Here is a 23,219-nt window from a genome sequence, read left to right as displayed (position 1 = left end):
TCACTGGGGCCGGCGTACCGAAGGCCGAGCAACGCTCGCACCCTCAGACACCCAACAGCGTGCCCGACACGATCCATCCCCTTCACTGTGTTCCACGCCGAAGCAGTACTAACAGGAAGAATCAAAACCGTGCCGAGTAGTCAACGTTCCACCCATGAGCTAACCGTGCGAGACATTCGCTCGCAGTCGGCCATATGCTCCTTAGAAAGGAGGTGATCCAGCCGCACCTTCCGGTACGGCTACCTTGTTACGACTTCGTCCCAATCGCCAGTCCCACCTTCGACGACTCCCTCCCACAAGGGGTTGGGCCACCGGCTTCGGGTGTTACCGACTTTCGTGACGTGACGGGCGGTGTGTACAAGGCCCGGGAACGTATTCACCGCAGCAATGCTGATCTGCGATTACTAGCGACTCCGACTTCATGGGGTCGAGTTGCAGACCCCAATCCGAACTGAGACCGGCTTTTTGAGATTCGCTCCACCTCACGGTATCGCAGCTCATTGTACCGGCCATTGTAGCACGTGTGCAGCCCAAGACATAAGGGGCATGATGACTTGACGTCGTCCCCACCTTCCTCCGAGTTGACCCCGGCAGTCTCCTGTGAGTCCCCATCACCCCGAAAGGCATGCTGGCAACACAGAACAAGGGTTGCGCTCGTTGCGGGACTTAACCCAACATCTCACGACACGAGCTGACGACAGCCATGCACCACCTGTACACCGACCACAAGGGGGCGACCATCTCTGGCCGTTTCCGGTGTATGTCAAGCCTTGGTAAGGTTCTTCGCGTTGCGTCGAATTAAGCCACATGCTCCGCCGCTTGTGCGGGCCCCCGTCAATTCCTTTGAGTTTTAGCCTTGCGGCCGTACTCCCCAGGCGGGGAACTTAATGCGTTAGCTGCGGCACGGACAACGTGGAATGTCGCCCACACCTAGTTCCCAACGTTTACGGCGTGGACTACCAGGGTATCTAATCCTGTTCGCTCCCCACGCTTTCGCTCCTCAGCGTCAGTATCGGCCCAGAGATCCGCCTTCGCCACCGGTGTTCCTCCTGATATCTGCGCATTTCACCGCTACACCAGGAATTCCGATCTCCCCTACCGAACTCTAGCCTGCCCGTATCGAATGCAGACCCGGGGTTAAGCCCCGGGCTTTCACATCCGACGCAACAAGCCGCCTACGAGCTCTTTACGCCCAATAATTCCGGACAACGCTCGCGCCCTACGTATTACCGCGGCTGCTGGCACGTAGTTAGCCGGCGCTTCTTCTGCAGGTACCGTCACTTGCGCTTCTTCCCTGCTGAAAGAGGTTTACAACCCGAAGGCCGTCATCCCTCACGCGGCGTCGCTGCATCAGGCTTTCGCCCATTGTGCAATATTCCCCACTGCTGCCTCCCGTAGGAGTCTGGGCCGTGTCTCAGTCCCAGTGTGGCCGGTCGCCCTCTCAGGCCGGCTACCCGTCGTCGCCTTGGTAGGCCATCACCCCACCAACAAGCTGATAGGCCGCGGGCTCATCCTGCACCGCCGGAGCTTTCCACCACCATGAGATGCCTCAAGTGGTCGTATCCGGTATTAGACCCCGTTTCCAGGGCTTGTCCCAGAGTGCAGGGCAGATTGCCCACGTGTTACTCACCCGTTCGCCACTAATCCCCCACCGAAGCGGGTTCATCGTTCGACTTGCATGTGTTAAGCACGCCGCCAGCGTTCGTCCTGAGCCAGGATCAAACTCTCCGTGAATGTTTTCCCGTAATCGGGATGCACACTCGCGTTGAGCGGAACCACCGGGAGGAATAATCCCAGTAGTTCACAGCGTCCTCGCTGTGTTTGTGTTTCTTCAAAGGAACCTCGTCCCAAACCATCAGGTTCGGAGACGGGGTATCAACATATCTGGCGTTGACTTTTGGCACGCTGTTGAGTTCTCAAGGAACGGACGCTTCCTTCGGATTCCCTCTCGGGCTTTCCTCCGGGCGCTTCCCTTCGGTCTTGCGTTTCCAACCTTACCAGATCCGATTTCCAGTCCGTTTCCGTTCTGGTCCGTTTCCGGATTCCCCTGTTGGAGCGGGGTCTTTCGCGCCTTCCGGCGTGTCCACTACTTTAGCGGATTTCTCACCGGGCTCCCAATCGAGCCTTCCGGGTCAGAATTCCGGCACGCCAAAAGACGCAGCGGAAGGAGACCCCGATGAGGGATTTCGCAAGTAGTGGGTTGCCGCCTGGGGCTGTGGAGAAGTGGACCACGAAAGGTCACGTCATCCGTGCTGCCCGTCTCAAGCGGCTCGGGCTACGTTAGGCGTCTCGCCGTCCCGAGTCAAGTTCGGCCTGACGGCGCGTCGGGCCGCGGCGGCGCGGGGTGTGGGCCCGGTACGGGCTGACCGTCCGGTCGCCCGCGATCCAGAAGCGCCAGGGGTGGTTCGCGCCGTCTCCTCCGACGCCGGTTCGCGGGCCGCGCAGCACGTCCGCGGAAGGAACCGGATCGCCCGCGAGGATCCGCATCGCGGCCTCGTGCCCGGCTCCCTGCCCACCGCAGACATCAGTGCCGTTCAGCAGCCGGTCCACTTCGAGGGCCGTGGCCAGTCGCGCCGGGCCCTTGGCCAGCTCGTGATCGCCGCGGGCGGTGGCGCGGCGCGCCCGGGCCAGGTCCGCGCCGCGAGTGATCTCCCCCGCGCGCAGCAGCACACCGCTCGCCGAGCCCTCCGGGCCGCAGACCAGGTTCAGGCAGTGCCACATGCCGTAGGTGAAGTAGACGTACGCGTGGCCGGGAGGCCCGAACATCACGGCGTTGCGCTCGGTGCGGCCGCGGTAAGCGTGGGAGCCCGGATCGGCCTCGCCCGCGTACGCCTCCACCTCTGTCAGGCGCACCTCGATCGGGCCGTGCAGGGTCTGGCGCACCAGGACGCGCCCGAGCAGATCGGGGGCGACCTCCAGTACGGGGCGGTCGAAGAAGCTCCGGTCGAGCGGCGTACGGTCGGATGCCACGGTCACGGGATTCGAGCGTAGTGCAACAGATCACCGGCAGACCGGTACCGCTGTTGGTGCGGGGCCCGGTCGGCTGGAAGGGTAGATACGGAACCGTCTGCCGTCGTTCCGCGTTTCTACCGGTCAACGGTTCACGTGCGGACCCGCAGATCAATCAGTGGTCGTGTCCTGGAGAGGAAGAACATGGGCTTCAAGAAGCTGCTCGCGAGTCTGGGTGCCGGTGGCGCCTCGGTCGAGACTGTGCTGACCGAGGAGAACGTCGTGCCGGGCGGTGTCGTGCAGGGCGAGGTCCGCATCCAGGGCGGGTCCGTCGCGCAGCAGATCGAGGGACTGTCCGTCGGTCTGCAGGCGCGGGTCGAGGTCGAGGGCAACGACCAGGAGTACAAGCAGGACGTCGAGTTCACCCGGCAGCAGCTCGGCGGCGCGTTCGAGGTGCAGGCGGGTGCGGTGCACGCCGTGCAGTTCGCGCTGGAGGTCCCGTGGGAGACCCCGATCACGATGTTCATGGGCCGGCACCTGACCGGGATGAACGTGGGTGTGACGACGGAGCTGGCGATCGCGCGCGCCGTGGACTCCGGTGACCTGGACCCGGTCAACGTGCACCCGCTGCCGGCGCAGCAGGCCCTTCTGGACGCCTTCGGCTCGCTGGGCTTCCGGTTCAAGAGCGCGGACCTGGAGCGCGGGCACATCCGCGGCACCCGGCAGCGGCTGCCGTTCTACCAGGAGATCGAGTTCTACGCGCCGGAGCAGTACCGCGGGCTGAACCAGGTCGAGGTCACGTTCATCGCGGACGACCGTGAGATGGACGTGGTGCTGGAGATGGACAAGAAGCCGGGGCTGTTCACCGAGGGCAGCGACTCGTACCGCGCGTTCACCGTCAACCTGGCCTCGTTCCAGAGCACCGACTGGGCCGCGTACCTGAACCAGTGGCTGGCCGAGGTCGGCGGCAAGCGCAACTGGCTCTGACCCGCGGCCGGTTCTGACCGGCCGCCCTGATCGGAGGGCGTGCGCGGACCCGTGGTCCGCGCACGCCCTTTGTCATGTCTCGCCTGTCCTTTCTCGCCTGTCGTGACCCCCGCCTGTCATGTCTCGCCGTCTTCGGTGTCGTACACGACGGTGAACGGGGTCCCGTTCCGGGTCCAGTAGTCGGCGGCCTCGGTGAGGATCTCGGCGGCGGTCTCGGCGGCGGCGGGATCGGCCGCGCGGAACGCGGCCCAGCCCTGGACGCGCAGCAGGTATCCGGTGGGCTCGCCCCACCAGGACAGGTCGGTCAGGCAGTCGGCGAGGGCGTCCCAGTTGCGGCCGAACCAGTCGGGGAGCCGCAGATCGCGGGCGCACCGGTCGAGGAAGGCGGCCTTGTCTGACACGCCGTCAAGGTGCAGGACGGCCGTGTACGGGCGGGGGCGGGGCGCCGGTGTGGTCATGCACGCATCGTCCCAGACCGGGCGGCCGTCGCTGGCTAGGCTGGCGGCGCATGCGTCTCGTACGAGCAGCAGGAGGTTTCCAGGTGTCACAGCAGAACCGGCGTCCGCTCCCCCACGACTTCCATCCCCCGGTGCCGTCCTTCTCGGCGCGGAGTGAGGATGTGGAGCACGAAGGCACGCTGAACGCCGCCCAGGTGTACGCGAAGGGGAACACGTCCCCGCATCTGCGGTGGGAGGGTTTTCCGGAGGCGACGAAGAGCTTCGCCGTCACGTGCTTCGATCCGGACGCGCCGACGGGCAGCGGCTTCTGGCACTGGGTGCTGTTCGACATCCCGGCGTCGGTGACGGAACTGCCGGCCGGGGCGGGGAGCGAGGGGTTCAAGGGGCTGCCGAAGGGTGCCGTGCACGTCCGGAACGACTACGGGACGCGGGACTTCGGTGGTGCCGCGCCGCCGCCCGGTGACGGGCCGCACCGTTACGTGTTCACCGTCTACGCCGTGGACAGCGAGAAGCTGGGGCCGGACGCGGACGCTTCGCCCGCGGTCGTCGGTTTCCATCTGCGCTTCCACACGCTGGCCAGGGCGAACGTGATCGCTGAGTACGAGACGCCGGCCGGGGCGTGAGACCGGCGGCGCGGACGGGCTTCCGGGTCCGGTCCGCGCCGCTGAAATTGCGTTGTCGTCGCACCTGCGCCACGCCAGAGTTGATCCCGGCCCGCCCGTCCGGAGCGGGCCGGTGCGCCGGTGTGCGGGAGGTGGTCCGGGTGCGCGAGACGCTGGTGCTCAATGCGAGTTTCGAGCCGCTGTCGACGGTGACGCTGCGACGTGCGGTGGTGCTGGTCCTGCAGGACAAGGCCGTCGTCGAGCAGGCGCATCCCCGGCTCCGGGTGCGGGCTTCGGCGGTCGATGTGCCGCTGCCGCGGGTGATCCGGCTGTGCCGGTACGTACGGGTTCCGTTCCGAAGACAGGCGCCGTGGTCGCGGCGCGGTGTGCTGGTCCGGGACCGGCACCGGTGCGCGTACTGCGGCCGCAGGGCGACGACCGTGGACCACGTGGTGCCCCGGTCGCACGGGGGCGGTGACACCTGGCTGAACACGGTCGCGTCCTGCGCGGAGGACAACCACCGCAAGGCGGACCGGACTCCGGAGCAGGCGGGGATGCGGTTGCTCAACGCCCCGTTCGAGCCGACTCCTTCGGACGCGCTGCTGCTCGCGCTGGACGCGTCGGCCGCCCGGGACCTCCCGGACTGGCTGACACTGCCCGCGGCCTGAGGCGCCCCCACCGCCTGGCATGACGCCTGACATGAGATGAGCTGCCGCTCGCGCCGTGGGCGCGGGCGGCAGCTCGTGGTGCCGGTGGTGGTGCCGGGTCAGTCGATCCTGGGCTGCTCGCGGCGCGGTGCCGCTTCCTTGGGGGAGCTGGAGCCGCCGCCCATGGGGCCGAAGTTCCCGATGGCGCCGCCGAGTCCCTTGAGCGCGTCGCCGATCTCGCTGGGCACGATCCAGAGCTTGTTGGCGTCGCCTTCGGCGATCTTCGGCAGCATCTGCAGGTACTGGTACGACAGCAGCTTCTGGTCGGGGTCTCCGGCGTGGATGGACTCGAAGACCGTGCGGATCGCCTGGGCCTCGCCCTCGGCGCGCAGCGCGGCGGCCTTGGCCTCACCTTCGGCCCGCAGGATCGCGGACTGCTTCTCGCCCTCGGCGCGCAGGATCTCGGACTGCCGGACGCCTTCGGCTTGGAGGATCGCGGCGCGCTTGTCACGGTCGGCGCGCATCTGCTTCTCCATCGAGTCCTGGATGGAGGTCGGGGGCTCGATGGCCTTGAGTTCGACGCGGTTGACGCGGATGCCCCACTTGCCGGTGGCCTCGTCCAGGACGCCGCGCAGGGCGGCGTTGATCTCCTCGCGGGAGGTGAGGGTCCGTTCCAGGTCCATGCCGCCGATGATGTTGCGCAGCGTGGTGACGGTCAGCTGCTCGATGGCCTGGATGAAGCTGGCGACCTCGTAGGTCGCGGCGCGTGCGTCGGTCACCTGGTAGTAGATGACCGTGTCGATGTTGACGACCAGGTTGTCCTGGGTGATCACCGGCTGCGGCGGGAACGGCACGACCTGTTCCCGCAGGTCGACGCGGTTGCGGACGGAGTCGATGAACGGTACGACGATGTTGAGGCCGGCGTTGAGGGTGCGGGTGTAGCGCCCGAAGCGCTCCACGATGGCCGCGCTGGCCTGCGGGATGACCTGGATCGTCTTGATGAGTGCGATGAAGACGAGCACCACCAGGATGATCAGGACGATGATGATTCCCACAGCGGCTCCCCGTGCCCTTCGTGCTTCTGTCGGTCAGGACTCTCGGTCTTCGGAACGATGATGTTGAAGTCTTTCAGATAACCGGTGTCCGGCGCAGCCTGACGGGGTTACATGACCACGGCCGTGGCTCCGTCGATGTCGACGACGTCGACCTGCTGTCCGGGTTCGTATGCCTGATCGGTGTCGAGGGCGCGGGCGGACCAGATCTCGCCCGCGAGTTTGATCCGGCCGCTGGCGCCGTCCACCCGTTCCAGGACGACCGCCTGGCGGCCCTTCAGCGCTTCGACGCCGCTGACGAGTTCGGGGGGCCGACGGCGGCTGCGGTTGGCCATCGGGCGTACGACGGCGATCAGCGCGACCGACACGACGGCGAAGACCACCGTCTGCAGCACGAGTCCGCCGCCGAGCGCGTCGGTGAGGGCGGCGGCGACGGAGCCGACCGCGACCATCCCGAATTCGGGCATCGCGGTCAGCACGAGCGGAATCCCCAGTCCTCCAGCGGCGATCAGCCACCACACCCATGCGTCCACATGGTCATGGTAGTTCGCGCGGTGTACGGGGGACAGGGCGCGGGCCGACAGGCCGCCGAGCGCCGGTGCCCGGCGGGACGACAGGCCCCCGCTCGTATCCGGCGGGCGCCCCGCGCCTCCCGGCCCGGGGCCGGCCCGTCACTTGCCGAGCGGCAGCCCCTGCGCGCTCCAGCGGTCGCCGTTGCGCGAGACGACCAGCGGCAGGCCGAAGCACAGGGAGAGGTTGCGCGAGGTCAGCTCGGTCTCGACCGGGCCGGCGGCGAGCACCTTGCCCTGCCGGATCATGAGGACGTGGGTGAAGCCGGGGGCGATCTCCTCGACATGGTGGGTGACCATGATCATGGAGGGGGCGTACGGGTCGCGGGCGAGCCGGCCGAGCCGCCGTACGAGGTCCTCGCGGCCGCCGAGGTCGAGACCGGCGGCCGGCTCGTCCAGGAGCAGCAGCTCGGGGTCGGTCATCATGGCGCGGGCGATCAGGGTGCGCTTGCGCTCGCCCTCGGAGAGGGTGCCGAACTTGCGGTCCAGGTAGTCGGTCATGCCGAGCCGGTCGAGGAAGGCGCGGGCGCGCTCCTCGTCGACGGCCTCGTAGTCCTCGTGCCAGTGCGCGGTCATGCCGTAGGCGGCGGTGAGCACGGTCTGCAGCACGGTCTGGCTGCGCGGCAGCTTGTCGGCCATGGCGATGCCCGCCATGCCGATGCGCGGGCGCAGCTCGAACACGTCGACTCCGCCGAGCTTCTCCCCGAGGATCTGCGCGGTACCGCTGGTCGGGAAGAGATAGCTGGACGCGACGTTGAGGAGGGTGGTCTTGCCGGCGCCGTTGGGGCCGAGGATCACCCAGCGCTCCCCTTCGGCGACCGACCAGGAGACCTGGTCCACCAGAGCCCGGCCTTCGCGGACCACGGATACGTCCACCAGCTCCAGAACATCGCTCATGAGCGCGTTGTCTCCCATTGCAGTCTCGAATGTCGCTTGCGCCGGTAGGCGCAGCCCCCAGGGAAAACCTACGCCACGTGGTGTCGGTGCCAGTCCCTAGGCTGGGGGCATGCTCGACGAACCTCGCTCAGGACGCCTCGCCGCATGGGGAAATTCCCTTATTGCCGGACTTGTCTCGCCCGATGAGGCCGCTCACCGGATCGCGGGCGGTGATTCAACGCACCGCGTCGCCGATCTGCCCGGGGAGTCGGCGCCGGTCGGTCTGACGCTGGCCCTCGGCCGGCTGAGGGTGCTGGGCGCCACCGGACTGCGGGTGGCGCTCCCGGCGCCGGGCCACCCGCTGGGGCTGAGCGGTCCGCCGGAGTTCAACGCGCGGGCGCTGGAGGCGGGTGAGGCGGTGCTCGCGTCGGGCGTGTCGCTGGGGCTGGTGCCGGAGGTGTTCCAGGCGGGTCCGGAGGGCGACCGGCATGTGGAGGTGGTGTGGCGCTGTCTGCCGGTGCGTGAGGCGCCGCCCGCCGATGTGCCGTCGCTGGGTGAGGCCGAGCGAGAGCTGGCGGAGGCGCTGCGGGAGGCGACCGATGTGCTCTCCCGGTTGAACGTGGCCGGGGCGGGGCCGGTCGCGCAGGCCGCGCTCGACGCGTACCGGGCGCGGGCCGAGCGCGGGCGCGAGGTGCTGGCGCCGGGCTATCCGCCGCGGGCGATCCGGGTGCTGGAGCTCGCCCAGCGGGTCGGCGCGCTGATCGGCATCGCGCGGGGGGCCGGTGGCCGGGAGCACGGCGCCGCGGTGAGCGCGTCGGAGATCGCGGCGCGCGCGGAGGTCCTGCGGCCGGTGGAGCGGACCGCGCGCCGGGCACAGGTGGCCGCGTACAACGCCTATGTGGAGGAACGGGAACGCCGCCGCGGCGAGGGCTGAGGGCCGCCGGACGCGGCGAGGCCCCGCGGTCGAGAGACGCGCGGGGCCTGCCGTTCGGCTGTGAAGAGCCAGGTGCGGATCAGCGACCGCAGTTGGGCGCGGAGTCGAAGTCGAGGAGCTCGATCGCGTCGACGTTGTTACCGCACACGTCCACCGGGCCGCTGATCGGCACCTGGATGTCGTTGCCCGAGACGACGCCCGGGGAGCCGGTGGCTCCGCCCTGCGCCGTGGCGCCCCCGGCGGCGGAGGCGACGCCGGCACCGGCGATGGCGAGTCCACCCGCCGCGATGGCGACGGCCGCGAGCTTCTTGATGTTCTTCACTTGGTCAAACCCTTCTAGCGTGATGCTGTGGCAATCGCCGCAGCACGCACTGGAAAACGGGCGGAGACCTCCGAGGTTGCGCTGATCGGGTGACATACACCCGACGGTATGAATCTCTGCTCGGCACATGACGTGATGGAACGCCCGTGACCGATCGGTCCGTCATGCCCCGATGCCGTGCCGTACCGCCCACAGCGCCGCCTGGGTGCGGTCCGCGAGGTCGAGCTTCATCAGGATGTTGGACACGTGCGTCTTGACGGTCTTCTCGGAGAGCACCAGCGCGCGGGCGATCTCCCGGTTGGAGCGTCCGTCCGCGATCAGCGCGAGCACCTCGCGCTCCCGCTCGGTGAGCGTGCCGCCGCGGCCTCCGCCGCCGCCCGACTCCTCCTGGGACAGCAGCGCTCCGGCGACCTCGGGCTGGAGCAGCACATGCCCGGCGTGTACGGACCGGATGGCGCCGGCGAGGGCGTCGGGGTCCACGTCCTTGTAGACGTAGCCGGCGGCGCCCGCGCGCAGCGCGGGGATGACGGTGCGCTGCTCGGTGAAGCTGGTCACGACCAGCACCCGGGCCGGGTTGTCCGCCTCGCGCAGTCTGCGCAGCGCCTCGATGCCGTCGGTGCCGGGCATCTTCACATCCATGAGGATCACGTCGGGCCGCAGCTCCTGGGCGCGGGTGACGCCCTCGTCGCCGTCGGCCGCCTCGCCCACGACCTCGATGTCGTCCTGGACCTCCAGGAAGGTCCGCAGTCCGCGCCGTACGACCTGGTGGTCGTCGACGAGCAGGACCCGGATCCTCCCACCCGTCGCCCGCCACCGCCCTTCCGGCGAGACTCTCCCGGGCTCCTTCCCCTGCGCGGCTTCCCCCGGACTCCTCCCCCAGCGCGGCCGCTCGGAGGTGCCCCCAGGAGGTGCTCCCAGGCGGTGTCCCCGGGGGGACCCGCTTCGCGTCGCCTCTTCCTCTGGTGGTTCAGCCACCGGGCACCTCCATCTCGATCAGCGTCCCCTTGCCGGGCGCCGAGTCCACCCTGAGCCTGCCACCGACCCCGCCGGCTCGGTCCCGCATCGACACCAGGCCCAGGTGCCGACCCGCGCGCCGGGTGGCGGACGGGTCGAATCCGCTGCCGTCGTCGGCCACCCGCAGCAGGGCACCGCCGTCCCCCTGACGGGTCAGGGTCACCTCGACGCGCCCGGCGCCGGAGTGCCGCAGCGCGTTGTGCAGGGCCTCCTGGGCCACTCGCAGCAGCGCCTCCTCCTGGGCCGCGGGCAGCGCCCGCACGCCGTGGGCGGCGAAGGTGACACGGGCGGTGTGGGCGCGGTCGAGTACGTGGATCTGGGTGCGCAGGGTCGCGATGAGGCCGTCCTCGTCGAGGGCCGCGGGGCGCAGCTCGACGACCGCGGCCCGCAGCTCGTCGGCGGCCTCCGCGGCGAGCGCCGCGATCTGGTGGAGCTCGGTCTTGGCGCGGGCCGGGTCCCGGTCGACCAGGGCGACAGCGGCCTGTGCGGTCAGACGCAGGGAGAAGAGCTTCTGCGCCACGGCGTCGTGCAGTTCGTTGGCGAGCCGGGCCCGCTCCCCCGCGATGGTCAGCTCGCGGCTGCGCTCGTAGAGCCGGGCGTTGGTCAGCGCGATGGCGGCGTGCTGGGCGAGGATGCCCAGCAGCTCCTCGTCCTGGGCGGTGAAGCCGCAGCCCCCCGCGGGCTTGGGGCACTTCTTGTTGGCGAGGAACAGCGCGCCGAGCACCTCGTCGCCGTCGGCGACGGGCAGCCCGATGAAGTCGGACATATCGGGGTGTGCGGCGGGCCAGCCCTCGAAGCGGGGGTCCTGGCGGACGTCGGCCAGCCGCTGTGGCGTGGCGTCGTGGAGCATCGCGGCGAGGATCCCGTGCTGGCGGGGCAGCGGGCCGATGGCCTTCCACTGCTCCTCGCTGACCCCGTCGACGACGAACTGGGCGAAGCCGCCGTGATCGTCGGGCACGCCCAGCGCCGCGTACTCGGCGTCGAGGAGCTGCCGGGCCGAGACGACGATCGTCTGGAGGACGTCGCGCACTTCGAGGTGCCGGTTCATATCGAGGAGCGCGCTGCTCACACAGGCCAGGCCCGCGCCGGGATCACCGCCCAGTACCGCATTCATAAGATCACCGTACCGGCGGGCCGTCCGGCGGATATCGGGCCCGCGTCGGCTCGCGCCTAGGCCCTGCGACCTAGGGCCGGAGGGCCGCGAGTTCCCGGAAACCCCCTTCGCCGGGCCGGATGGCGGGCCACACTCCCCTATATGTCCATACCAATGAGGAGCTGGACGCCGACGCACGGCGAGCCGTACCGCCCGGTCCCCTACCGTCCCGCCCGGATGCCGGCCGAGGAGTCGCTGGCGCGCGCCGCCGAGCTGCGGGAGCGGATGGCGGAGCGCAGGACGGTGCGGCGGTTCTCGGCCGACCCGGTGCCGGAGCAGGTGGTGCGGGATGCCATCGCCTGCGCGGCGACCGCACCGTCCGGGGCGCATCAGCAGCCCTGGACGTTCGTCCTGGTCAAGGATCCCGAGGTACGGCGGCGGATCCGGGAGGCCGCCGAGGCGGAGGAGCGCGTCTCCTACGGCGGGCGGCTGGGTGATGAGTGGCTGGCGGCGCTGCGTCCGCTGGGCACGGACGAGGTCAAGTCGCACATGACCGACGCCCCGCAGCTGATCGTGGTCTTCCAGCAGCGCCACTGGCTCGGGCCGGACGGCGAGCGCCGCAAGCACTACTACGTGGACGAGTCGGTCGGGATCGCGGTGGGGATGCTGCTGTCCGCGCTGCATCTTTCGGGGCTGGCGGCCTTGGTGCACACGCCCAGCCCGATGCGGTTCCTGTCCGAGGTGCTGGACCGGCCGCCGAACGAGAAGGCGTTCGCGGTGATCCCGGTGGGCTATCCCGCCGACGACTGCGAGGTCCCGGATCTGGTCCGCAAGTCGCTGGACCAGGTGATCGTCGACATCTGACGGTTCGACCCGAGGGGACCGAAACACCCGGATTCCCGTATTCGCATGAGCACACAGAGCGAGGCGGAGGGGGTCCGGGTGTGACCCTACGCATAGGACGTACATCACTTACGACCTGGATTAGTGGACGTTTAAGACCCGTATAAGCGGGGAGACAGGCGCCCTGGACGCCTCCCGGGGGGCCGGGGTTCCACTAAGCGGCTTAGTACGTCACACCTTTGCCACGCGTTTTTGCCGCCGCTAACAATTGCCGAGTCGCACGGCGCCGTCATCGAGACGCGGCGCTTTTTTCGCGCCGCTCCGGCCGATGCGACTCAAGCGATTGGAAGAGGACTTCACCGCATGCGCGTCCCCAGCATCCCCGGTTATAGCCGTCTCACCAAGACCCACAAGCTTTCCGCCGCCGGTATCGCCGCCGCCAGCACCGCCGCTCTGGCCTTCGCCGTCGTGCCGGCCAGCGCCGACAACGACGCGGACGCCAAGGCGCTGTCCGCCAAGCCTGTGGCCCTCGACCAGTCGACCTTCGGTGGCGAGATCCAGAAGAACAGCCTGACCCAGCAGTCCGCCGAGGCCGCCAAGCAGGCGAAGGCCGACGCAGAGGCCAAGAAGAAGGCCGCGGCCGCCGCGAAGGCCAAGGCCGAGCGCGACCGCGTCATCAAGGAGCAGATCGCCAAGAAGCGCGCCGCCGCGGAGGCCGCCAGCCGGTCCGAGAAGCGCAAGGCGGTCGTCAAGAGCGCCCCGGCCCCGAAGGTCTACGCCAACAACCTCGACGGCTGGATCCGCGAGGCCCTGGACGTCATGAAGGCCAAGGGCATACCGGGCAGCTACTCCGGTATCCACCGCAACATCATGCGTGAGTCCACCGGCAACCCGCGGGCCATCAACAACTGGGACGTCAACGCCGCCAACGGCATCCCCTCGAAGGGCCTGCTGCAGGTCATCGACCCGACCTTCCGGGCCTACCACGTCGACGGCACGTCCTGGGACATCTACGACCCGGTCGCCAACATCACCGCGGCCTGCAACTACGCGGCCGACCGCTACGGCTCGATCGACAACGTCAACTCGGCGTACTGAGCACATCCGGCATGACGAAGGGCGGCACCCCGCGAGAGGGGTGCCGCCCTTCGGCGCGTCGTCAGGCCGACGTCACTTGCGCATGACCTCCGGCTCGTGGCGCCGCAGCAGCCGCGCGACCACGAAGCAGCAGACGACGCCTATGCCGAGCAGGACGGCGAGGTCGGTGTACCACTGCGAGGCGGCGTGCTCCCAGAGCGGGTCCGGGTTGTTCGCGTTCTCCTTGTCCCATGGCGCCATCACATGGCCCAGGCCGGGGCCGAGGTCCAGCGTGGCGCCGGCCGCGGCCACGGCCCAGCGGGCAGGCATCAGCCAGGCGACCTGTTCCACACCCGGGGAGTCGTAGATCTGGAACATGATGCCGGTGAAGACGATCTGGACGATCGCGAACATGACCAGCAGCGGCATGGTCTTCTCGGAGGTCTTCACCAGGGACGAGATGACCAGGCCGACCATCATCGCGGTGATGCCGATGGCGATGATCGCCACGCACAGCTCGGCGAACGGCGGGAGGACCAGGCCCTCCTCCGGCAGCTCGCGCTTGGGCAGGCCGATGGCGCAGATGATCACGCCCTGGCAGGCGGTGATCAGGCCGAGCACGATGACCTTGGACATCAGGTACGCGGAGCGGGACAGGCCGACGGCCCGTTCCCGTTCGTAGATGACCCGTTCCTTGATCAGCTCACGTACGGAGTTCGCCGCGCCGGACAGGCACATGCCGACCACGAGGATCATGATGACCGTGCCCGCCTGCGAATTGTGCTTGGGCGCCGGTGCGTGGACCAGGCCGTTCTTCGCCGGGATGACCGTACTGACGATGCCGAGCACCGCGGGCAGGATCACCATCAGGGCCATGAAGCCGCGGTCGGACGCGATCACCGACAGGTAGCGGCGGATCAGGGTCCACAGCTGGGAGCCCCAGCTCTGCGGCTTGGCCACCCGCGCGGGCGGCGGCTGGACGTGCACCGACTGCGGGGCGACGGCGTCGAGGTCCGCGGCGTACAGCCGGTAGTGCTCCGAGCCGCGCCAGCGGCCCGCCCAGTCGTAATCGCGATAGTTCTCGAAGGCCGAGAAAACGTCGGCCCACGTCTCGTAGCCGAAGAAGTTGAGCGCCTCCTCCGGCGGGCCGAAGTACGCGACCGAGCCGCCCGGCGCCATCACCAGCAGCTTGTCGCACAGCGCCAGCTCGGCCACGGAGTGGGTGACCACCAGCACGGTGCGGCCGTCGTCGGCCAGACCGCGCAGCAGCTGCATGACGTCGCGGTCCATGCCCGGGTCGAGGCCGGAGGTGGGCTCGTCCAGGAAGATCAGCGACGGCTTGGTGAGCAGCTCCAGCGCGACGGAGACGCGCTTGCGCTGACCGCCGGAGAGGGAGGTGACCTTCTTCTCCGCGTGGATGTCGAGCTTGAGCTCGCGCAGCACCTCGTTGATACGGGCCTCGCGCTCGGCCGCCGCGGTGTCGCCGGGGAAGCGGAGCTTGGCCGCGTACCGCAGGGCCTTCTTGACGCTCAGCTCCTTGTGCAGGATGTCGTCCTGCGGGACCAGGCCGATGCGCTGCCGCAGCTCGGCGAACTGCTTGTACAGGTTCCGGTTGTCGTAGAGCACGTCGCCCTGGTTGGCCGGACGGTAGCCGGTGAGGGCCTTGAGCAGCGTGGACTTGCCGGAACCGGACGGGCCGATGACCGCGACCAGGGACTTCTCGGGGACGCCGAAGGAGACGTCCTTGAGGATCTGCTTCCCGCCGTCGACGGTCACCGTCAGGTGGCGGGCGGAGAAGGACACCTCACCGGTGTCGACGAACTCCTCGAGCCGGTCGCCGACCAGCCGGAAGGTCGAGTGGCCGACGCCGACGATGTCGGCCGGGCCGATGACCTGCTGACGGACCGGCTGACCGTTGACATACGTACCGTTGTGGCTGCCGAGGTCGACGATCTCGAAACGGCCGTCGGGCAGCGCGCGGAATTCGGCGTGGTGCCGTGAGACCTGCAGGTCGGAGACGACCAGCTCGTTCTCCAGCGCACGGCCGATCCGCATCACCCGGCCGAGGGCCAGGTGATGGAAGGTGGTCGGGCTGCGGTCGCCGTGGGCCGGCGGGGCCCCCGCGGCGCCGGCGCCGGGCACCTTCTGGGCCGGGGTCTCGCGCGGGGCCTGCTGCGGTACGTATCCCTGCGGCGGCTGGTGGGGCTGGCCGTGGGGCGGCTGCTGGGGAGGGACCTGCTGCGGAGCCTGCTGCCAGCCCTGCGCCTGCGGCTGCTGCTGGTACGGCTGCTGCGGCGCGGGTCCCCAGCCGGGGCCGGGCTGCTGCTGGTGCGGCTGCTGCGGGGCCGGAGCCTGCGGCTGCTGCTGGAACTGCGGAGCCTGCTGGCCCGGCATCGCGTTCGGGGCGTTGTTCGGTGCGCTGCCCGGGGCGTTGAAGGCACCCGAGGCGGCGGGGGCCGCGGCGGCGGACAAGCTCAGCCGGGGGCCGTCGGTCGCGTTACCCAGGTGCACCACGGACCCCGGGCCGATCTCCAGCTGCTGGATCCGCTGACCCTGGGTATAGGTGCCGTTGGTGCTGCCCTGGTCCTCGATGATCCAACTCCGCCCACCCCAGCGCACGGTGGCGTGCCGCCAGGACACCCTGGCGTCGTCCAGCACCATGTCGCCTTGCGGGTCGCGACCAATGCTGTATGACCTGGATGGATCAAGTGTCCAGGTCTGTCCGTTCAATTCCAGTACGAGTTCCGGCACTCCATGCCCCACTAGTTGTCCCCCGAGTCTCCCCCCTGCGCGGGATCCGCACAGGGAGTCTAGGGATGGCGAACATCGTGAGGAACTATTTCAGGCTCGGTCCCCGTACCGAAAGTCGGGCCTTGACAAGAGCGCGTATCGGGTCGTACCGACTCATCCGAAAGGCCCTCGGAAAGTGGTAAGCGGCCACGGATGACGCAGATCATGGATCATCCGGGCAACTCACGGTCAATTCGCACCGAACGCGCACCTACCGGGGGAACCGTCATGACGGCGAGCAGCGGAGGACGGATCCCCTGGGGCGCTGCCGCGCTCGCCGCGCTCACGGCCGTGAGCTGGGCGTTCATCGCCATGGTGGGGGTCGCCGCGCTCGGCCTCGAACTACTGGGAGCCGACGACGTGGGGGCGCTGGGGCCGATGACGGCCGCCGTGGTCGTCCTCGCGACCGGCGGCAGCGTCACCCCGTCAGGAGATGTGGAGGTGTTCGGGCTTGTCGGCGCGGATGCCGCGAGCGCCGTCGATATCGCGCCACTGGGTGTCTCCGTCGTCGGGGCGCTGCTGCTCGGCGGGGTCTTCCTGCGTTCGCTGCGGGCGGCCGGGGCGGTGATCCCCCTCGCGGAACTCGCAGTTCGCGCCGGCGCGATGGCCGTCCTCTTCGTCATGTTTCTGGTGGGGCTGTGCTGGGTGGGCAACGATACGGTCACGATCGACGGCTCCGGCCTCGGCCTGGACGACGCGGCGCCCCGGGACGGCGGACTGCTCGACCGTCTTCCGGACGAACTGGGCGACCTCGTGGAGCTCGGCGGCGGGCTGCTGCCGAGTCGTATCGCCGAGCTGGCACGGGCTCAGGCGCACGTCGGCTACTCCGTCGACACCGGCCCGTCGCTGCTGGGCGGCGCCGTCTGGGTCCTGATCGTGCTGGGCATCGCGCTGCTGGTGTCGCGCCGCGGCCCGCTGCCGCGCGGCTGGGAGGCCCTGCACCGGACCGTGCGGCCCGCCGCGTCCGCGCTGTGCGCGGTGCTGCTGCTCGCCATCGGCGCCGGGCTGGCGACCGCGGTGTTCGCCGCGATCGACGACGACCACCCCGCTCTCGTGCTCGGCGCCGCGCTGCTCGGTGCGCCGAACGGGGTGGGGCTCGGGGTGCCGCTGGGGCTCTTCGTGCCCTGGCACGGTTCGGCGACCGGTGCGCTGCGGTCCGTACTGCCCGATCCACTGGACGATCTGCTCAGCACCGGCGGGGACCGGTCGATCACGATCGGCCGACTGGCCGAGCTCGACGGACGGGTGTGGCTGCTGGTGGTGGCCTGTGTGCTGATGATGCTGGCCGCCGGGGTGCTCACCGGTGCCCGTACGCCGCTCCCTCCGGGTCGGAGGGAACCCGGGTACGGCTTCGCGGGGTGGTGCGCGCTGCGGCTCGGGGTCGCCACGGCGGTGACCCTGCCCCTGGCCGTCTGGCTGACGGGGCTCTCGGCGGGGGCGAGCCTGTCGGTGCTCGGCTTCGACGCCTTCGGGGCCGGGATCGACCTGCACGGCAGCATCCCGCTGGCGCTGCTGCTGGGCGCGGCCTGGGGCGCGGCGGCGGGAGGCGCGGGGGCGCTGCTGGTGTGGGTCACCGGAGTCGCCGGGACGGGGGCGTCGGCACTGGCGCGAGCGTCAGAGCCTGCGACGGCGCGCGTGAGCACGCGGCACGGCGGCTGACGAGACCGGGTCCCGTCCGTCACGTCCGCGTGACCATCCGGTTACCGTGGGTCGAACACTCCATGCCGTACGCCTGTCCGCTGCACGGACAGCCGGGCGAGGCGCGTCGGCGGCCCGATACGGTGGAATCACCATGAGCGCATCGCAGATCCCACCTGCCACCGCCGTACCGGGCGACGACGTACCCACCCTGCTGGTCAAGATCTTCGGCAAGGACCGGCCCGGCATCACCGCCGGTCTGTTCGACACCCTCGCCGCCTACGGCGTGGATGTCGTGGACATCGAGCAGGTCGTCACGCGAGGGCGCATAGTGCTGTGCGCCCTGGTGACGACGCCGACCGACGCCGGTGCGGCCGAGGGCGACCTGCGCGCGACCGTCCACAGCTGGGCGGAGTCGCTGCGGCTCCAGGCGGAGATCATCTCCGGCCGGGGCGACAACCGCCCGCGCGGCACCGGCCGCTCGCACGTCACGGTGCTCGGCCACCCGCTGACGGCCGAGTCCACGGCCGCGATCGCGGCGTGCATCACCGGCACCGGCGGCAACATCGACCGTATCTTCCGGCTCGCCAAGTACCCCGTGACGGCGGTGGAGTTCGAGGTCTCCGGCGTGGCGACCGAGCCGCTGCGTACGGCGCTCGTCACCGAGGCGGCGGCCCTGGGCGTCGATGTGGCGGTCGTGTCGTCGGGGCTCCAGCGGCGGGCGCAGCGCCTGGTGGTGATGGACGTGGACTCCACGCTCATCCAGGACGAGGTGATCGAGCTCTTCGCCGCGCACGCGGGCTGCGAGGCCGAGGTCGCCGAGGTCACGGCCCAGGCGATGCGCGGCGAGCTGGACTTCGAGCAGTCGCTGCACGCGCGCGTGGCGCTGCTGAAGGGCATCGACGAGTCGGTGGTGGACAAGGTGCGGGCGGAGGTCCGGCTGACGCCGGGCGCCCGCACTCTCATCCGTACGCTCAAGCGGCTGGGCTACCAGGTGGGCGTGGTCTCGGGCGGCTTCACCCAGGTCACGGACGATCTCATGGAGCGGCTGGGCCTGGACTTCGCCTCCGCCAACACCCTGGAGGTGGTGGACGGGAAGCTGACCGGCCGCGTCGTGGGGGATGTGGTGGACCGGGCGGGCAAGGCCCGCCTGCTGCGGCAGTTCGCGGCCGAGGCCGGGGTGCCGCTGGCGCAGACGGTGGCGATCGGGGACGGCGCGAACGACCTGGACATGCTCAACGCGGCCGGGCTCGGGGTGGCCTTCAACGCCAAGCCGGTGGTGCGCGAGGCCGCGCACACGGCGGTGAACGTGCCGTTCCTGGACACCGTGCTGTATCTGCTGGGTGTGACGCGGGAAGAGGTCGAGGCCGCGGAGACCCACAGCGACTGACCCCCGCCCTGACGCCGCCGTACGGGTGGCATACGACTACTGACCGGGCCCCCGCCGTGCGGCAGGGGCCCGGCGCGTGTTCCCACGCCTCCGTGGCGACCTGCGAGGCCGGCAGGCGGCCGGTCCGGCGACCGCCTGCGGGGTCACTTGTGCGGCGACCAGTACGCGACGAGGCGGCCCACGCCGTGCTCCACGGTCTTCCAGGAACCGTTGAAGGTGAGCACCGCGATGGCGGCGGTGGGGAATCCGCTGCGGTTCATCCGGGGCAGCAGATCGCTCTCGGACTCTCCCGCCAGGGCGTCGGCCAGCGCGTGCATACCGGGGTTGTGGCCGACCAGCAGGAGATCGGACACATCGTCGGAGGTCTCGTTGAGCAGGGCGATCAGCTCGCCGAGCGATGCCTCGTACATCCGCTCCTCGTAGACCGTCTTCGGCCGCTGCGGCAGCTCATGGACGGCCAGCTTCCAGGTCTCGCGGGTGCGCAGCGCGGTCGAGCAGAGGGTGAGGTCAGGGGTGATACCGGCGCCGGCGAGCCAGCGCCCGGCCATCGGGGCGTCCTGGCGACCGCGATCGGCGAGCGGTCGTTCGTGGTCGGATTCCTGGGCCCAGTCGGCCTTGGCGTGTCGGAGTAGGACGATCCTGCGGGGCACATCGACGCTCATGGGCTACAGCTTCGCACGAAACGCGGTACGCGGCGCGGGGTGTTGGGGCCGTCCCCCACCAGGGGGTGACCAGGGCAGAACATCTAGTGCGGCGCCGCCTGCAGCAGCAGAAGCGCCGCGAAGGCGATGGCCGGGAGCGCTATCGCCCACCACGGAAGCCGGATCTCCATGCCGCTGTGCGTGGAGCGGGCGGACCGGGTGTGGGTGCTGGCGGACATGATCGCCTCCGGATGGGGAGCGGGCGCTGTGACGACGACACCTACGAATCTAGGGAGCCGAGGTCGCCGATCCCATCCGGTGAGCCACCCACTTGCCCCTGACGCCTGCCCCCTAGGGGATGGTGGTGCCAGCACCACCATCCCCGGACGTCACGGCGAGGCGATGGTCGCGATCACGCCGATGACGACGGTGATGCCCAGCATCACGCCCAGGATCGTGAGCAGCTTCTTCTGGCCGTTCTGCGGATTGGGGTCGAGCACGGGAGACGACATGGCCCAAGTGTCCCATCAGCCCCGAAAGGCTCGCAGGCGGGGCGTCACGGCTCGTCCCGGGCGGGGCGTCACAGCTCGTCCCGGGAGCGAGGCGTCACAGCATCGTCCTCCAGCACGCGGTCGCGCCCGGCGAGCACGCCCGCCGCGATCTGCGGCAGCATCAGCCCGGCCATGAGTGCGATCGGCAGGTCCCAACCGCCGGTGTGCTGGTAGAGCGCGCCCACGAGCAGCGGTCCGGGGATGGACAGCAGGTAGCCCGTGCTCTGCGCGAACGCCGACAGCTTGACCACGCCGGCGCCGGACCGGGCCCGCATGCCGATCATGGTGAGGGCGAGCGGGAAGGCGCAGTTGGAGACGCCGAGCAGCAGGGCCCAGAGCCAGGCGCCGCCGGCCGGGGCGAGCCACAGCCCGGCGTAGCCGATGAGCCCGAAGACGCCGAGGACCACCGCGAGCACACCCTGGTTACGGAGCCGGGCCGCGATCCGCGGCAGAACGAAGGACAGCGGTACGCCCATCGCCATGGTGAGGGCCAACAGCACCCCGGCGGTGGAGGCGGAGACCCCGGCGTCCCGGAAGATCTGCGGCATCCAGCCCATGGTGATGTACGCGGCGGTGGCCTGGAGGCCGAAGAACACCGCGATCGACCAGGCGATGGGGCTGCGCGTGATGCGGATCGCGGGGGCGTCCTGGGGAGTCGCGGCGCGGGACTCACGGCGCGCCTGCCGGTTCGTGCGCCCGCCGGCGACGGCGAACCAGGGCAGTATGGCGACCGCGGCCAGCAGAGCCCACACTCCCAGACCGGTGCGCCAGTCGCCGCCCATGGCATCGGTCATGGGCACGGTGACGGCGGCCGCCGCGGCGGTGCCCAGGGCCAGGGCCATGGAGTACAAGCCGGTCATGGCGCCCACCCGGTCGGGGAACCAGCGCTTGATGATCACCGGGATGAGGACGTTGCTCACGGCGATACCGGCCAGGGCGAGCGCGCTGGCCGCCAGGAAGACGGCGGTGCCGCCCGCGAACGGCCGTATGACCAGGCCCGCGGTGATGGCGGCCAGTCCGGCGCAGACCACGGTGGCCGGGCCCCAGCGGCGGGCCAGCCAGGGCGCGGTGAGCCCGAAGACCGCGAAGCACAGAGCGGGAACGGAGGTCAGCAGTCCGGCGACCGTGCCGCTCATCCCCAGGCCGTCCCGCACCTCTTCGAGCAGTGCGCCGAGGCTGGTGATGGCGGGCCGGAGGTTGATGGCGGCGAGGACGATACCGGCGATCACCAGCCGCCGCGGCCAGGGCGAGGCGTCGGCGCCGGACGGAGCCCCGGACGAGGCGTCGGCGGCTCTCGACGCGGACGCCGCGGCGGCCCCGGGACCGCCGGTAGCGGTCGCCGCCGAGGTGCCCGGACCCGCGGCGCGGGCCGTCCGTTCGGTCCCGGTCGGCGCCGGGGCGGCGGGGTCGATCGTCGCTAGCTCGTCATCTGCCATGCCGACCATCATAGAATCATGGGATGAATCTCGGCCAATCCGTTCGCGACGCCTGTGACCCCGCGGTCACGCGCGAACGGCATCATGGGAGAACCCTCCCGCCCACTGACGGCTCAAAGCCAGGAGAGTCATGCCACTGACCTCGCCCCGGCGCTCCGCGCTCGCCGACCAGGTGATCGCCCAGCTGCGCGCCCAGATCACCTCCGGCGAGTGGCCGGTGGGATCGCGGATCCCGACCGAGCCCGAGCTGGTGGAACAGCTCGGGGTGGCCCGTAACACCGTGCGGGAGGCGGTCCGCGCGCTCGCGCACAACGGCCTGCTGGACATCCGGCAGGGGTCGGGCACGTACGTGGTGGCGACCAGCGAGCTGGCCGGGGTGATGAACCGCCGCTTCGCCGACGCTGATCCGCTGCACGTCGCCGAGCTGCGCAGCGCGCTGGAGACGAAGGCGGCGCAGCTCGCGGCCGAGCGCCGCACCGAACAGGACGTCAAGCAACTCGACGCGCTGCTGGACCGGCGCGAGCGGGCATGGGAGTCCGGTGACGCGGAGGCGTTCGTGGAGGCGGACGCGACGCTGCACATGGCGGTGGTCGCGGCCGCGCACAACGAGGTCCTGGCGGAGCTCTACGCCGATCTGGGCGGTGTGCTGCGGGACTTCCTGCGCGCGGACGTCGGTCGCGAGCTCCGACCGGAGTCGCATGTGGACCACGCGCGGCTGGTGGCGGCGATCCGGGCCGGGGACGGGGAGCGGGCGGCGGCGGAGGCGGGCGCGCATCCGTACGCGTGCCGGCTCTCGCGCCTGGGCGCGTGACCGGGGCCCCGCCCCGGACCCGGCCCTGACACGTCAGCGCGGGTGGCTCACCCACGCCTCCCGTATCTCCTTCCAGCACCGCTGCGACAGCTGCACGTACTGGGCCGGTCCCACCTCGACCGGAGCGCCGTCCATGTCCGGGTCCCACCAGCGCTCGCACTCCACGTGGAGCTGCACCCGGTCCGCCTCGGGGTAGGGGTTGAAGCAGGTCGCGGTGGCGTGTGAGCCGCGCACCCAGGCGTTGCACGCCGCGCGTTCGTCCCGCGGCCGCGGCCGGCTGTCGGACGGGTCCGCCGCGGCGATGTGCTCGGCGGCCACGGCGACCGCGCAGGCGGTGGCTATGAGCGCCACGGCCGCGGCGGGACGGGACCAGCGGGACCTACGCATGGCGGAACCTCCTCGGCCGTGCTGCGGCGCGCACGCCGCGGCTGCACCTCAAGGGGGATGTACGGGGGATGTACTCCGACGTTCCTGTGAACGCAGTCACGCGGTACGTACTCCACGATGCCGCCGCCGCGGCCACGGCGCCCGCCACGCTG

Annotated in this window: 23 protein-coding genes and 1 rRNA gene; 9 read left to right on the top strand and 15 right to left on the bottom strand. The window is 70.2% G+C overall.

Annotated elements, in window-relative coordinates:
• Positions 1 to 205 precede the first annotated feature (205 nt).
• Both ACQUSR_RS26455 and ACQUSR_RS26450 read right to left on the bottom strand, forming a co-directional pair.
• Positions 206 to 1,734: ribosomal RNA gene (locus ACQUSR_RS26455) — 16S ribosomal RNA — on the bottom strand.
• A 546-nt stretch (positions 1,735 to 2,280) separates the two neighbouring features.
• Positions 2,281 to 2,976: a DNA-3-methyladenine glycosylase gene (locus tag ACQUSR_RS26450; RefSeq protein ID WP_431045115.1), complete on the bottom strand. Its 696-nt coding sequence runs from the start codon at positions 2,974 to 2,976 to the stop codon at positions 2,281 to 2,283.
• A gap of 177 nt (positions 2,977 to 3,153) precedes the next feature.
• Between ACQUSR_RS26450 and ACQUSR_RS26445 the strand changes: the two genes are divergently transcribed.
• Positions 3,154 to 3,936 carry a sporulation protein gene (locus ACQUSR_RS26445; protein ID WP_431045114.1) on the top strand — a complete coding sequence of 261 codons (783 nt, stop codon included), beginning with the start codon at positions 3,154 to 3,156 and terminating at the stop codon, positions 3,934 to 3,936.
• Positions 3,937 to 4,052: 116 nt separating this feature from the next.
• Here ACQUSR_RS26445 and ACQUSR_RS26440 read toward each other — a convergent pair whose 3' ends face one another.
• Positions 4,053 to 4,394 carry a barstar family protein gene (locus tag ACQUSR_RS26440; protein ID WP_431045113.1) on the bottom strand — a complete coding sequence of 114 codons (342 nt, stop codon included), beginning with the start codon at positions 4,392 to 4,394 and terminating at the stop codon, positions 4,053 to 4,055.
• Positions 4,395 to 4,477: 83 nt separating this feature from the next.
• On the opposite strand from ACQUSR_RS26440, the gene ACQUSR_RS26435 reads away from it, so the two are divergent.
• Positions 4,478 to 5,017 carry a YbhB/YbcL family Raf kinase inhibitor-like protein gene (locus ACQUSR_RS26435; protein WP_431045112.1) on the top strand — a complete coding sequence of 180 codons (540 nt, stop codon included), beginning with the start codon at positions 4,478 to 4,480 and terminating at the stop codon, positions 5,015 to 5,017.
• Between the two features lie 140 nt (positions 5,018 to 5,157).
• Positions 5,158 to 5,664, top strand: a complete 507-nt coding sequence (locus tag ACQUSR_RS26430) for an HNH endonuclease (protein ID WP_431045111.1) — start codon at positions 5,158 to 5,160, stop codon at positions 5,662 to 5,664.
• 98 nt (positions 5,665 to 5,762) lie between these two features.
• On the opposite strand, the gene ACQUSR_RS26425 is transcribed toward ACQUSR_RS26430, so the two are convergent.
• The 3 genes from ACQUSR_RS26425 to ACQUSR_RS26415 all read right to left on the bottom strand — a co-directional run bounded on the left by ACQUSR_RS26425 (position 5,763) and on the right by ACQUSR_RS26415 (position 8,161).
• Positions 5,763 to 6,698 (bottom strand): SPFH domain-containing protein, encoded by a 936-nt coding sequence (locus ACQUSR_RS26425; RefSeq protein ID WP_431045110.1) that lies wholly within the window; start codon positions 6,696 to 6,698, stop codon positions 5,763 to 5,765.
• A gap of 107 nt (positions 6,699 to 6,805) precedes the next feature.
• A complete protein-coding gene (locus ACQUSR_RS26420) occupies positions 6,806 to 7,228 on the bottom strand; it encodes an NfeD family protein (protein WP_431045109.1) in 423 nt (140 codons plus the stop codon).
• A gap of 138 nt (positions 7,229 to 7,366) precedes the next feature.
• Positions 7,367 to 8,161 carry an ABC transporter ATP-binding protein gene (locus ACQUSR_RS26415; protein ID WP_431045108.1) on the bottom strand — a complete coding sequence of 265 codons (795 nt, stop codon included), beginning with the start codon at positions 8,159 to 8,161 and terminating at the stop codon, positions 7,367 to 7,369.
• Between the two features lie 109 nt (positions 8,162 to 8,270).
• Between ACQUSR_RS26415 and ACQUSR_RS26410 the strand changes: the two genes are divergently transcribed.
• The gene (locus ACQUSR_RS26410) at positions 8,271 to 9,074 is read left to right on the top strand and encodes a hypothetical protein (protein WP_431045107.1); all 804 of its coding nucleotides are present in this window, start codon (positions 8,271 to 8,273) and stop codon (positions 9,072 to 9,074) included.
• Positions 9,075 to 9,153: 79 nt separating this feature from the next.
• Here ACQUSR_RS26410 and ACQUSR_RS26405 read toward each other — a convergent pair whose 3' ends face one another.
• The 3 genes from ACQUSR_RS26405 to ACQUSR_RS26395 form a co-directional block, all read right to left on the bottom strand.
• On the bottom strand, positions 9,154 to 9,396 hold the full coding sequence (locus ACQUSR_RS26405; RefSeq protein WP_431045106.1) for a chaplin: 243 nt from the start codon (positions 9,394 to 9,396) through the stop codon (positions 9,154 to 9,156).
• A 162-nt stretch (positions 9,397 to 9,558) separates the two neighbouring features.
• Entirely contained in the window at positions 9,559 to 10,188 is a 630-nt protein-coding gene (locus tag ACQUSR_RS26400) for a response regulator (protein WP_431047853.1), read from the bottom strand.
• A gap of 175 nt (positions 10,189 to 10,363) precedes the next feature.
• The gene (locus ACQUSR_RS26395) at positions 10,364 to 11,524 is read right to left on the bottom strand and encodes a GAF domain-containing sensor histidine kinase (protein ID WP_431045105.1); all 1,161 of its coding nucleotides are present in this window, start codon (positions 11,522 to 11,524) and stop codon (positions 10,364 to 10,366) included.
• Between the two features lie 141 nt (positions 11,525 to 11,665).
• Between ACQUSR_RS26395 and ACQUSR_RS26390 the strand changes: the two genes are divergently transcribed.
• Together ACQUSR_RS26390 and ACQUSR_RS26385 are read left to right on the top strand one after the other, a co-directional pair.
• Positions 11,666 to 12,367: a nitroreductase family protein gene (locus ACQUSR_RS26390; protein WP_431045104.1), complete on the top strand. Its 702-nt coding sequence runs from the start codon at positions 11,666 to 11,668 to the stop codon at positions 12,365 to 12,367.
• Between the two features lie 342 nt (positions 12,368 to 12,709).
• Positions 12,710 to 13,444, top strand: coding sequence for a transglycosylase SLT domain-containing protein (locus ACQUSR_RS26385; protein ID WP_431045103.1), 735 nt, complete (start codon positions 12,710 to 12,712; stop codon positions 13,442 to 13,444).
• 72 nt (positions 13,445 to 13,516) lie between these two features.
• Here ACQUSR_RS26385 and ACQUSR_RS26380 read toward each other — a convergent pair whose 3' ends face one another.
• Entirely contained in the window at positions 13,517 to 16,186 is a 2,670-nt protein-coding gene (locus tag ACQUSR_RS26380) for an FHA domain-containing protein (RefSeq protein WP_431045102.1), read from the bottom strand.
• Positions 16,187 to 16,441: 255 nt separating this feature from the next.
• Between ACQUSR_RS26380 and ACQUSR_RS26375 the strand changes: the two genes are divergently transcribed.
• Positions 16,442 to 17,872: a streptophobe family protein gene (locus tag ACQUSR_RS26375; RefSeq protein WP_431045101.1), complete on the top strand. Its 1,431-nt coding sequence runs from the start codon at positions 16,442 to 16,444 to the stop codon at positions 17,870 to 17,872.
• A gap of 133 nt (positions 17,873 to 18,005) precedes the next feature.
• Positions 18,006 to 19,241: a phosphoserine phosphatase SerB gene (serB, locus tag ACQUSR_RS26370; protein ID WP_431045100.1), complete on the top strand. Its 1,236-nt coding sequence runs from the start codon at positions 18,006 to 18,008 to the stop codon at positions 19,239 to 19,241.
• Positions 19,242 to 19,384: 143 nt separating this feature from the next.
• Here the strand turns inward: serB and ACQUSR_RS26365 are convergent, their stop codons facing one another.
• The 4 genes from ACQUSR_RS26365 to ACQUSR_RS26350 form a co-directional block, all read right to left on the bottom strand.
• A complete protein-coding gene (locus ACQUSR_RS26365; protein WP_431045099.1) occupies positions 19,385 to 19,903 on the bottom strand; it encodes a SixA phosphatase family protein in 519 nt (172 codons plus the stop codon).
• An 83-nt stretch (positions 19,904 to 19,986) separates the two neighbouring features.
• Positions 19,987 to 20,121: a hypothetical protein gene (locus ACQUSR_RS26360; RefSeq protein WP_431048010.1), complete on the bottom strand. Its 135-nt coding sequence runs from the start codon at positions 20,119 to 20,121 to the stop codon at positions 19,987 to 19,989.
• Positions 20,122 to 20,271: 150 nt separating this feature from the next.
• A complete protein-coding gene (locus ACQUSR_RS26355) occupies positions 20,272 to 20,394 on the bottom strand; it encodes an SGM_5486 family transporter-associated protein (protein WP_304461035.1) in 123 nt (40 codons plus the stop codon).
• Positions 20,395 to 20,462: 68 nt separating this feature from the next.
• Positions 20,463 to 21,869, bottom strand: coding sequence for a CynX/NimT family MFS transporter (locus tag ACQUSR_RS26350; protein ID WP_431045098.1), 1,407 nt, complete (start codon positions 21,867 to 21,869; stop codon positions 20,463 to 20,465).
• 130 nt (positions 21,870 to 21,999) lie between these two features.
• On the opposite strand from ACQUSR_RS26350, the gene ACQUSR_RS26345 reads away from it, so the two are divergent.
• On the top strand, positions 22,000 to 22,680 hold the full coding sequence (locus ACQUSR_RS26345; RefSeq protein WP_431045097.1) for a FadR/GntR family transcriptional regulator: 681 nt from the start codon (positions 22,000 to 22,002) through the stop codon (positions 22,678 to 22,680).
• 33 nt (positions 22,681 to 22,713) lie between these two features.
• On the opposite strand, the gene ACQUSR_RS26340 is transcribed toward ACQUSR_RS26345, so the two are convergent.
• Positions 22,714 to 23,067 carry a hypothetical protein gene (locus ACQUSR_RS26340; RefSeq protein WP_431045096.1) on the bottom strand — a complete coding sequence of 118 codons (354 nt, stop codon included), beginning with the start codon at positions 23,065 to 23,067 and terminating at the stop codon, positions 22,714 to 22,716.
• Positions 23,068 to 23,219 lie beyond the last annotated feature (152 nt).

The sequence above is a fragment of the Streptomyces sp. P1-3 genome (assembly GCF_050613155.1).
GTDB lineage: Bacteria > Actinomycetota > Actinomycetes > Streptomycetales > Streptomycetaceae > Streptomyces.
Note: the sequence above shows the minus strand (reverse complement) of the source record. Positions and strands in the feature narration are given on the sequence as shown.